General features: G+C 24.6%; 10 protein-coding genes. 5 read left to right on the forward strand and 5 right to left on the reverse strand.

Features of this window, described 5'->3' with window-relative positions; translation table 11 throughout:
* Positions 1–174 precede the first annotated feature (174 nt).
* The 3 genes from GBZ86_RS08115 to GBZ86_RS08125 all read right to left on the reverse strand — a co-directional run bounded on the left by GBZ86_RS08115 (position 175) and on the right by GBZ86_RS08125 (position 3,692).
* Positions 175–2,094 (reverse strand): carbohydrate-binding protein, encoded by a 1,920-nt coding sequence (locus GBZ86_RS08115; RefSeq protein WP_152889491.1) that lies wholly within the window; start codon positions 2,092–2,094, stop codon positions 175–177.
* Between the two features lie 161 nt (positions 2,095–2,255).
* On the reverse strand, positions 2,256–2,417 hold the full coding sequence (locus GBZ86_RS08120) for a zinc-ribbon domain-containing protein (RefSeq protein ID WP_152889493.1): 162 nt from the start codon (positions 2,415–2,417) through the stop codon (positions 2,256–2,258).
* Between the two features lie 204 nt (positions 2,418–2,621).
* Complete coding sequence (locus GBZ86_RS08125) at positions 2,622–3,692, reverse strand: GerAB/ArcD/ProY family transporter (RefSeq protein WP_152889495.1); 1,071 nt, start codon at positions 3,690–3,692, stop codon at positions 2,622–2,624.
* Positions 3,693–3,797: 105 nt separating this feature from the next.
* Here GBZ86_RS08125 and GBZ86_RS08130 point away from each other — a divergent pair, with 105 nt between their 5' ends.
* From GBZ86_RS08130 to tyrS, 5 genes are all read left to right on the forward strand, one after another.
* Positions 3,798–5,219 (forward strand): spore germination protein, encoded by a 1,422-nt coding sequence (locus GBZ86_RS08130; protein WP_152889497.1) that lies wholly within the window; start codon positions 3,798–3,800, stop codon positions 5,217–5,219.
* Positions 5,194–6,321 (forward strand): Ger(x)C family spore germination protein, encoded by a 1,128-nt coding sequence (locus GBZ86_RS08135; RefSeq protein ID WP_152889499.1) that lies wholly within the window; start codon positions 5,194–5,196, stop codon positions 6,319–6,321. Before GBZ86_RS08130 ends, GBZ86_RS08135 begins: the two co-directional genes overlap by 26 nt.
* A 134-nt stretch (positions 6,322–6,455) precedes the next feature.
* Positions 6,456–7,604, forward strand: coding sequence for an AlbA family DNA-binding domain-containing protein (locus GBZ86_RS08140; RefSeq protein WP_152889501.1), 1,149 nt, complete (start codon positions 6,456–6,458; stop codon positions 7,602–7,604).
* A 102-nt stretch (positions 7,605–7,706) separates the two neighbouring features.
* Positions 7,707–8,120 (forward strand): hypothetical protein, encoded by a 414-nt coding sequence (locus GBZ86_RS08145; protein ID WP_152889503.1) that lies wholly within the window; start codon positions 7,707–7,709, stop codon positions 8,118–8,120.
* Between the two features lie 394 nt (positions 8,121–8,514).
* Positions 8,515–9,735, forward strand: coding sequence for a tyrosine--tRNA ligase (gene tyrS, locus GBZ86_RS08150; RefSeq protein WP_152889505.1), 1,221 nt, complete (start codon positions 8,515–8,517; stop codon positions 9,733–9,735).
* Between the two features lie 201 nt (positions 9,736–9,936).
* On the opposite strand, the gene GBZ86_RS08155 is transcribed toward tyrS, so the two are convergent.
* On the reverse strand, positions 9,937–10,581 hold the full coding sequence (locus tag GBZ86_RS08155; RefSeq protein WP_152889507.1) for a hypothetical protein: 645 nt from the start codon (positions 10,579–10,581) through the stop codon (positions 9,937–9,939).
* Positions 10,582–10,689: 108 nt separating this feature from the next.
* Complete coding sequence (locus GBZ86_RS08160) at positions 10,690–11,370, reverse strand: hypothetical protein (RefSeq protein WP_152889509.1); 681 nt, start codon at positions 11,368–11,370, stop codon at positions 10,690–10,692.
* Between the last annotated feature and the right edge of the window lie 171 nt (positions 11,371–11,541).

Genomic DNA, 11,541 nt, shown 5'->3' on the forward strand with positions numbered 1-11,541 from the left:
TTATGAGTTATTATAATAATATTTATACTTAAAATTAATTTATAAATTTAAATAATGAAGTTGTAATAAATACCACCCCATTATTTAAATTTATAAATTTCATTATTTATTTTTTTATTAGCTTTGGATATAATGTTTTAGTTTTTAATAATTAATATTAAATAACTAAAATATTTAATAAATGACAATATAGTTTTTACCTTTAGATAAATTAACTTTAATAATTTTCACTTTTGAATCTGTTATATTAGTTGTTAATGTTTTCTCGAAAATATAATAATCAGGAAGAGAAGTATTATTAATTGCTATTTTTATTTTTGAATCAGGTGTATTAGCAACATAATGAATTCCTAAATCATATATACCATTAGAAGGTACATCAACTAGTAAAGTAACGACTCCTTTACCAACACTATTAATACCTGTTATGAAATCACCATTAATAGTAGCAGAACCTTCTAAGCCAATTTGAGGAGTAAAGGTAGAGTGGGAAGAAGCAGTAGAAGTTATAGTAGTTGATGAATTAAAAGAAAGACTAATCTTGCCTATGAGAGGTCCATAATTTATTCTATCTCCATGAAATTTAATTGTATTTTCACCTTCGTTTAAATCAACAGCGATAGTAAAGGTTTTAGCGTCAGAATATTTCCAACTATTGGTACTTGGGGGGTTGTAAATTATTTTTTTATCTATATTATTAACAGATATTTTTAAAGGCCTATCTCTATCACCACTTAAATAAGTAATAGATAAAGTATAGTTACCAGAGGTAGATACTTTTACATTCAAATTAACTGAACCATCGTTTGGACCACCAAGCCAACCAATAAATTTATTTTCAAGTTCTTTTCTTGCTCCATTTTGTAATAGTCCTGATACAGCTTCATAAATTAAAGGTGTATAAAGATTTGATGTTGGCAAAGGTGGAGTAGATATTGGTGCTGGTTCAGGAGTAGAAGTAGGTTGGGTGGCAGGAGTTGGATTAACCATAGGATCTGGTTTAGTAATAGGAGTAAGTTCTTTAAAGGTTATAGGATTGGAATCAACTAGTGCAAGAGAAATTTTGCCTATATTTGGAGTAGCAGTTCCTATATCGTTATAAAGTTTAATTATATTTGATTTTGAAGTAATTGTTATTAGTGTATTAAAATGTTTAGCACTTTTTAAATTCCAATTATTTGTTTTGGAAAAATTAAAAACAGTATTAATAGGAGAATCATTTATAGAAATTTTTAATGACGTATCTTCATCACCACTAAGATAGTCAATTGTTAAATTATATAATCCAATAGAATTTACATTAGTATTTAGAAGAATAGCACCATTATTGATTCCACCTATACCACTTATAAAATTTAGAGAGTTAAATTTTGCATCATTAATTAATTTGAAATCAAGAGTACTTAGATCATATTTCATTTCTGGTGTGTATTCAGAAATATCAGCACAGGATTTAAATATCATAATATCTCCTAGATCAGGTGCAGGACTTAAGCCATCACCGTAAAATATAATTTCATTTAGTGATTTATCTAAATTAACTACAATATTAAATACTCCTTTATGCATTGAGGGCATTGTATAAATTATTTTTGAAGTGGTTCTATTTACATCTATTTTAAGACGACGTAAACCATTATAATAATTAAATATCATAATATATTTGCCAGGTTTAACAGTAGGCACGTATATAGTAGATGAGCCATTATTAGGGCCACCTAATGATGTTACACGTTTAGGGTTTGCAAGTATTTTAGCACCATTTTTTAATACTCCATCTGCTATATTTAGTTTGAAATTTAAAGGTGCATTTGAGAGAACAGATTCATACATAGTATTTGTAGACATAGGATCTGAAGATATAGGTTCTTCTTCATTAGGTTCATTGGTCATATAATCCTCATTCGTAGGTTCCTGATTAATAGGATTCTCATCTATAAGATTATTAAATATAGGAGTTTGAAATAAGGGAGTGTCAAATAAGGGAGTTTCATATATATCATTAACCATGTTGCGAGAAAAGATATTATCAAAAATTTCATCAAATTTTATTGAATCAAATAAATTGCTGAGTTGTTCCATATCAAAGTCCATAATAAAATCCTCCTAAATTTAGTTTAATAAAATGTAACTTTTATATATTATAATATTTAAAAAAATATACTTTGGTTACAAATAATAAAAAATGTTTAGTTGTAAAAAAGTGTAAATAAAAACCCCTGTGATTTCTCACAGGGGATATACACAAATAGAAATTATCTATCTCTATTCATTTTTTGAGCTTTTCTAGATCTTCTGCAATCAGGGCATCTTACAGGATCGTTTTCAAATCCTTTTTCTTTATAGAATTCTTGTTCACCAACAGTGAATATAAACTCTTTGCCACAGTCTTTACAAGTTATTTTTTTATCTTCCATTTCTAAATGACCTCCTTTAAAACTTATAGGGGAATTTTACTTGGTAATTCGAGACTTCCCTAAAGTCAATGAACAGAAACATAAATTTTAAAGGAAGAGAATTAGTAAAATTTGACCTATTAAATCTTAATTAATTAATTACACTTAAATTATACCACAATTGAAAAAGATTACAATATATTGAAAAAGATTTTATTAATATTTTTATTTTTTAGCCTTTTTTATATTAAATAATAAATATATAATGATAGGAAGTATAAAAAATACAATTAATAGAACATATTGAAAATAATTTAATATATAAAATAAAAAATATGTGTTTCTACAAAGGAAATAAGATGCAGCATATACTATTAAAGCTAAAAATAAAAAATATATATTTTTATTTTTTATTTTATCTTTCCACAAAGAATATAAGGAAAAAGTAGCTATTAAATATTTTATAATCCAAGCAAGCATAGAAATAATTATTACAAATATTTCTCCATTTTCAACAAATCCACCAAAATATATTCTTTCAGATTGAATAAATTGAGGGAAAAATATATTTTCACATCTAAAAGCTCCTAAAGTTCCTATCAATATAAAATTTATTCCAATAAGAATAATAAGTATTAAAAAAACTGAAGCAAGTGTATTTTTCATAAAATTTTTCTTATCATCAACTCTATATATTATAGGGAGTAATAATGAAAAAGCAGATAATGAACCTAATTGCTTCAATGTACAAATAATTAAATTATTAATACTTTCATTTTTTAGTAATGGTAAAATTAAACCTAAATCTACGTATTTAATACTAAATGAATTTATTAATATAGTAAAAAAAATAACTACTATGATAGATACACTTGTAACCATAATAATACTATTAAAATTATTTTTTGATATTAGATATGCAGTTATTAAAAATAATAATAATGAGTACCAAATAGGTGTATCTAGAAAAATATTAGTGTGAATAGATGTAGCGTTTATTGATGTTGATTCTATACAAGTTAAAATTATAGTTGCTGAAAATATTAATAGATATATTGTACCAAAAAATTTTCCTAAAGTTTTAAAACATATAGATTTAAAATCATATTCTTTAGTATTATTCATAACTCCTATGGTAAAAAAACTAAACAATAAGAATATGATTGCAGCAAAGAATGTGCATATCCAAGTATCATTTTTACCCCATTGAATAAAAAGTGAAGGATAGCTTATTAATGAAATTGTCATAGAGCCTATTATAAAAAATATAAAATGTCTTGAAGTTAATTTTTCCAAAATTTCCACCTCGTTTAATTTTTGTAATTTTACAAAACTTATTATTCTCAAAATAATGAATATTAAACATAATTACGGTGGATAATATTTTTGGGTGATAAACAAATGCAAAAAGATTTAGATTTTCTAAAAAACAAATTAAAAAATAGTTTTGATGTAAAATATAGGGAGGTGCATACAGCTTTAGGAGAAGCAACTATAGTATTTATAGATGTACTTTGTTCTACTCAGTTCATAAGTGAATATATAGTTGAGCCATTAACACAAATTAAAGAAAATATTAATACTGAAGATGATGTATTAAAAAAGGTACTAAATATAAACATTTTAGGATTTTCAAAAGATCAAGAAGATACATTATTACATGTATTATCCGGTGATGTAGTTATACTTTTTAATGATTTTCAAAAGGTAATTTACTGTGAAACTAAGGGATTTGTTAGAAGAGGAGTTGGAACTCCTATTACAGAGGCTGTAGTAAAAGGACCAAGAGAAGGGTTTACTGAAGCTTTTGTTGATAATGTTACTTTAGTTAGGAGAAGAATAAAAAATGCAAATTTAAAATTTGAGCCTCTTTATGTAGGTAATGCTTCTCAAACTGTTGTATGTTTAAGTTATATTGAAGGGTTAGCACCAAAAGAGTTGATTGATGAAGTTAGGGAAAAAATAAATTCTTTAGATTATGAGTTTATTTTAGATACAAACTACATAGAAGCTACTTTAAGAGCTAATAAAACAGTTTTTGATACTGTAGGATATACAGAAAAAGCAGATGAATTATGTGCAAAGATATTAGAAGGTAGAGTAGCTGTTATGGTAGATGGAACTCCTTTTGTAATATCTGTGCCATATTTCTTTTTAGAAAATTTTCAAACACCAGATGATTATTATTTAAATAGGTATTTTACGAGCTTTACAAGAATATTAAGGTGGTTAGCATTTTTCATAGCTATGTTTTTACCAGCACTATATGTTTCATTAGTTACACATCATTTTTCAATTTTACCAAGCTCTTTTGTATTTAGATTAGCAGTAGCTAGAGCAGGAGTACCTTTTCCCATTGTGGCAGAGGTAATAATTATGATGATATTATTTCAGCTTATAAAAGAAGCGGGACTTAGATTACCACAACCTATAGGAACATCTATGAGTATTGTTGCAGCTTTAATTTTAGGAGATGCGGCTGTAGGAGCTGGTATTGCATCAAAAATAACAATAATAGTAGTAGCAATAAGCACTGTATCATATTTTTTAATACCTAAATTATATGGTTCGGTTTCTATGTGGACTATTTTAATAACAGCTACATCAGCCTTATATGGATTACCAGGAGTAGTATTAATGGGAATGATTTTAATAGCGCATTTAGGTAACTTAAATAGTTGTGGATACCCTTATTTATTTCCATTAGGTTCATTAAAATCATATAAATTTAAAGATATATTTTTTAGAGGTAGCTTAGATAAAATATCAAATGGCATAATAAAGAAGGATGATAAAAATGACATTGAAGAAAAAGTTAATTAGATTAATAATGTTATTAAGCGTTGTTGTTAGCTTATGTGGTTGTTATAATTATAGAGATATAAACAAAGTTACCTTTGTAACAAGTGTTATATTTGATGAAAATGATATAGGAGATATAGAAATTTATTTAGATTCTGTTAAACCATATAGAAGTGCTAACGATAGTTCAGATAAAGGAAAAAGAATAGTATATAAAGGAAAAGGAAAAACAGTTTTAGAAGCTATGAAGGATATAAATATGATATCTAGTAGTAAAGTAGATTTTACTCAATGTAAATCATATATTTTTACAGAAAAGGCTTCTAAGAGTGGAATAAAAAAATATATGGATGCTATAAATAAAAGCCAAGAGTTTTCCATTAGGCCTTATATGTTTGTATTATTTGGAAATGTGGAGGAACTTTTACAAAAGGTAGAAGTAGATGAAGAATATTTAGGTGTATTTATTGATGAACTAGTACATAAAATGAATAAAAGTCCAAGGGTAATAACTTTAGATGCTAATCATTACTTAGATGGAAGAACTAATTATAATAATTTATTAATTTTAGGTGCTTTAAATTTAAGAGATGATTTAGGAGAAAAAAGGTTAGAACTTAGTGGAGGAGCTTTGTTTAAAGATGAAAGAATGATAAAAAAAATAAATTCTACTGATGCTATGGCATATAACTTTTTAACTAATAAGGTTAATCAAGGGACATTAGAAGTATTAAACCCTCAAGATCCTAATAGCTATATAACATTAGAAATAGACAATTCTAAAACAAAAACAAAAATAGAGTATGATAAAGAAAGAATAAAATTAATTAAGGATTTAAAAATAAAATGCTATATAGGTGAATCACAAGGAAGATTATTAATAAATAATAAAGATGTAATTCCTTTAATAGAAGCAGCTGAAGAACAGGTATTAAAGCAATTTTTACAAAATGTTTTTGAGGTTTATAAAGGAGAGGGAATAGATATAGTAAATGTTCAAAAATTATTTTCTTTAAAATATCCAAAGGAAGTTTTAGATAAAGCTCCTATCTTAATAACAGATTTAGAAGTTAATGTAGATGTTCAAATTGAAGGAAGTAGTGTTACAGGAAGTACATATTAAAAAATTTAAGTAATAAATAAGTCATTTAATTTAGGTTTATAGAATATAATATTCTATAAACCTTTTTATTTAGATTTGGATAAAAAAGTATTATAAAACAAATAAAGAGCTTATTTTATACTAGGGAGTTATTTATGGATAGTAAAAAATTACTAAACTTAATAAAAAGAAATGAAGGAGAAAAACTAGATTTTAAAGAAAAATTAGAATTAGTTACAGAAGGAAATAAGAAAGAATTTGTTAAAGATGTATGTGCAATAGCAAATTCTAGAGGTGGCAGAGGTTATATAATTATAGGAATACAAGATAGGACTAAAAAAATAATAGGAGTTACAGATAATTTCTATTTATCAGAAGAAAAATTACAACAAGTGGTAACATCAAGAACAGAGCCACCTATTCCAATAGCTTTAAATGAAGTTTTACTAGATAATAAAAAAATCCTTGTAGTAACCATATATAATGGATATCAAAAGCCCTATCAAGTTAGAGAAAGTGGAGCTTTTTATATTAGAAGAGGTTCTACCACAGATATAATGAGAAAAATAGAATTAATTTCAGCATTTCAGCAAGGTTTAAACTTTAATATAGAAGTGTTTCCTATAGTTAAAAGTAGTGCAGATATTTTTGACGAAGATTTATTAAAGGAATACTTTCAATGCAAAAGTATAAAATTAAATGATGAAAATAAAACTTTTTTATTAAATACTAGTAATATTACTGTTATAGATGAAATTGATGGTACAGTAATGTGTACTTTAGGTGGATTATTAGTTTTTGCTGAAAATAATAGTATATATCTTCCTCATAACATGATAAAAATAGTAAATAAATCCAATAAAGATAAGGTTACAGTTATTCAAGGCACTCTTATAAGTATGATAAATAGGACAGAAAAATTATTAATTGAAGAATTACCTCATAACTATCCAGTGTATGCTGTAATTGAAGCAGTGAAAAATGCAGTATTATATAGAGATTATTCACAATGTAATAAAATAATAGAAATTATAATAAGTAGAAAAAGTTTAATAGTATCTAGTCCAGGTCAAATGATAAAAAGGTATCAAAATAGTTATGTTAATTATGCACGTAGGAATATGTGGATATACGAAAAGTTAATAACCTTAGATAAAAAACAAAGATTTTTAAAAAGTGGTACAGGCATTGTAAAATTTAAAAAGGCATTTAAAGGTATAGGAAAAGTAAAAGTAATAGACTCAAAAGAAGAAAATTGCGTTAAGGTGATTATGCCAGGTTTATATGCAATAAGTAATATGTAATTTTCAATTAAAATCTAATATTTATGAGTATTTTTAAAATTAATATAAAGTTTATGTTTTAATATATTTTAATTAAAACATAAAAATAAGGAGTGATATAAAATGATTCAGGTATTTTTTAGCGAAAGAGGTTCAGGCAAAAGTAAAAATTTAATTAGTTTAGCTAATGAAAAGGCTTTAAACTGTAAAGGAAATTTAGTATATATAGATGATGACAATAAACGTATGTTACACTTAAATAAAAAAATAAGATTTATTTCAATGGATGATTTTAAATTAGAAAGTTATGAACAGGTTTATGGATTTTTATGTGGAATTATTTCAAGAGATTTTGATATTGAAAATATTTATTTAGATGGTGTTTGTAATCTTACAACTAATATGGAATCAGAAGAAGCTTCTCGATACTTTAATAAATTAGAAAAATTAACAAAGAAATTTTGTGTAAACGTATTTATAAACTTGCATCAACAAAGTGACAAATTACCAGAATATATAAAAAAGTATGTTGCCTAAAAATATTAATTTAAAAATACTATTTGAATTTATATAGATTAAAATAAAGGTTAAAGATTTTGTTGATTTATCATATAAGCCATAATTTCTTTCATAAACCTTGAAATGTTTAGTAAAAATCTTTAACCTTTTTAAATGATTTATTAAGTTTATTGTTCCATTTATATGTAAAAAACTTAACTTAAATTTAAATTGTTTAATAAATCAAATAAAAGAAGAAAAATATAATATATATGTATTTTATTGTATTAAAAAATAAGGCTTTTATAATAGAGTCTTATTTTTTAATTAAAATATATATTTTTGTATAGAATGTTTAATAAGTAAATGATAAACTATATAAGGAATTATACTAAGATATTATAAATTAAAAAGTTTGGAGGAGTTTAAGTTAATGCAAAATGTATTAGACACATTAATAGAACGTGGGTATATAAAACAATTTACACATGAAAAAGAAACAAGAGAACTTTTAGAAAAGGAAAAAGTAACATTTTATATTGGATTTGATCCAACGGCAGATAGCTTACATGTAGGACATTTTATTGCAATGATGTTTATGTCCCATATGCAAAAGGCTGGACATAGACCAATAGCTTTAATTGGTGGTGGAACAGCTATGATAGGTGACCCAAGTGGAAAAACTGATATGAGAACAATGATGACAAAAGAGCAAATTGCTCATAATGTTTCATGTATAAAAAAACAAATGGAGAAATTTATAGATTTTAGTGATGATAAGGCTATATTAGTTAATAATGCGGATTGGTTATTAAATCAAAATTATGTTGATTTTATAAGAGATATTGGAGTGCATTTTTCAGTTAACAGAATGCTTTCAGCAGAATGTTTTAAACAAAGATTAGAAAAAGGTCTTTCATTTTTAGAGTTTAACTATATGTTAATGCAAGGATTTGATTTTTATGAATTACATAGACAGTATGGATGTAAAATGCAATTAGGTGGAGATGATCAATGGTCTAATATGATTGCGGGTGTAGAACTAATAAGAAGAAAAGATTCAGATAGTGCTTATGCTATGACATGCTCTTTATTAACAAATTCAGAAGGTCAAAAAATGGGTAAAACTGTAGGTGGAGCTTTATGGTTAGATGGAGCTAAAACTTCACCATATGATTTTTATCAATATTGGAGAAATGTTGGAGATGCTGATGTTGAAAAATGTTTATCATTATTAACATTTGTTCCAATGGATGAAGTAAGAAGATTATGTGCTCTTGAAGGATCAGCTATAAACGAAGCTAAAAAAGTTTTAGCCTTTGAAGTAACTAAGCTTATACATGGAGAAGAAGAAGCTACTAAAGCTAAAGAAGCAGCTGAATCATTATTTGGAGCTGGTGGAGATATGAGCAATGTCCCAACAGTTATAATTTCAGCTGATAAGTTAGAAAGTACTTTATTAGATATTTTAGCGGAAAATAAAATAGTACCTTCAAAAGGAGAAGGTAAAAGACTTATACAACAAGGTGGAGTTTCTTTAAATGGAGAAAAGATAACAGATTTTAGGAAAACTTTAGAATTATCAGACTTTCAAGATGGGGTTGCTCTTATTAAGAGGGGTAAAAAGAATTTTCATAAAATTGTTATAGAATAAAAAAAGACATTATTAAATTAATGAAAATATATTTTAAATACTTTTAAATATATTTTCATTAATTAATTATATGATTTTTTATTTGAAAAAACTTTACTATTAATATAAAATTTAATTAATACTCATGAAAATAATATTTACGGATTATTTTCATGAGTATTACCTTCTTTTTTAAAAAGATATAAAGTTAAAATATTTTAATTAAGTTGTATTATTACATTTCTTTTCTTTTACTAAAATCGTAGAACCAGATAAATGTTTATATACAACAAAACATTTAGGCAAATCTATATAATCCTTTAAATATAATTTTTCAATTAAAGTTAATTTTCTATTGGAATCTGGCATAAAAATTTCAAGTGAAATATTAGTACTATTATATGGTACAAAGTAATCTAAATGACCATTTTTTGGAATAGGTCTAAGAGTACAGGAATATTCTTTATTTAATAAAGAATAATTAACATTACAAGAAATTGGTGACTTAAGTCTTTCAGTTGGTAATGCAGGCTTATTTGAAATAGAAATATATTTTTTTTCTACTATAAAAAGATAAGAAGGTATTTCAATTAATTTTAGGTTATTAAAGGAGCCTACTAATTGAAAAGTTCTACTTTTATTATTTAAAAATTCAGTACTTGTAATATCTTTATTAGCTCCAGTTATATTCTTTTTTTCAATAGCAAGAAATATAAAAAGTTTATCAGGTAAAGAAAGACTTTGATATTGACCATTACCAAAATAAGGAGAAGACTTAGTTGTAAAATTCATTGCATCTCCTTGTTCATAATAAATAGAAAATCTTATTGATACATTACTAACGTTTAAAATGGTTAAATCATACATAATATCACCTTATACTTTAAAATTTATTAAGAAAAAAGAACTAATTTATTTATATTAATTATAATTTTAGAAAATTTTAGAAAATTAATTTCAGTATTTAATTAAGTTTTAAATACAAGAAGTTTCTTTAAGAAAAAATGAAGTATTTAATAAATTACTTGAAAGTACATAACATTTTTGAATATGGTTACTTGTAGATTGAATTAATTCAACTAATTTTAATTGTTTTAAAGCATTTAATCTAAAAACTCTAAACTGCACATAATTACAATTTAAAGGAATTTTAAACTGTATATTTTCTTTGGATTTAATAAGTTTACTTTCATATTTAAATGCTTTAAAACCAATTTGAAAAGTTAAATCACATTTTGCAGAAATAGAACTTTTATTATTAAAATTTATAAATTGTCTAATATTAAAATTCATAAATTGTTTATTGTTAAAAGTTGAGTTAAGTGGAATTTCCAATATATCATAAAAGTAATCTTTTATATTAGCTAAATTTTTATATCCAACAAATTGAAAAAGTTTTTTTTCTATAGGAATTTTATTTATAATAGTATTATCAAATTTTAATGAACGAGCAGGAATAGCGATACCTTTTTCATCTAAAATATCTACAGTTATACTAGCATCACGACAATCATTAGGAATAGTAATGGTTTTAAAATCACCATTTCCAAAAAAATTTGTTGATTTTATAGAAGGAAATAATTCTAAAGGTTCAGTATAAACTGTCCATATTTTAATAGAATTAAGAGAATAATTTATAAGAGTTATTTCAAGCATAATTAATCACCCAAAAAATAAATTCAAGAATAAAATCTTGTTAATATATATAATTAGTTATAATTTATTAGTAGTGGGAAAAGAAGAGCAGTTAATTTCAATAAATTTATTTTTATTATTAACTTCATAACATTTTTCTATTGGAACTTTTAGAAAAACAATATTGTGTAT

Origin of the sequence: Clostridium tarantellae, assembly GCF_009295725.1 — a bacterium.
Taxonomy (GTDB): domain Bacteria; phylum Bacillota; class Clostridia; order Clostridiales; family Clostridiaceae; genus Sarcina; species Sarcina tarantellae.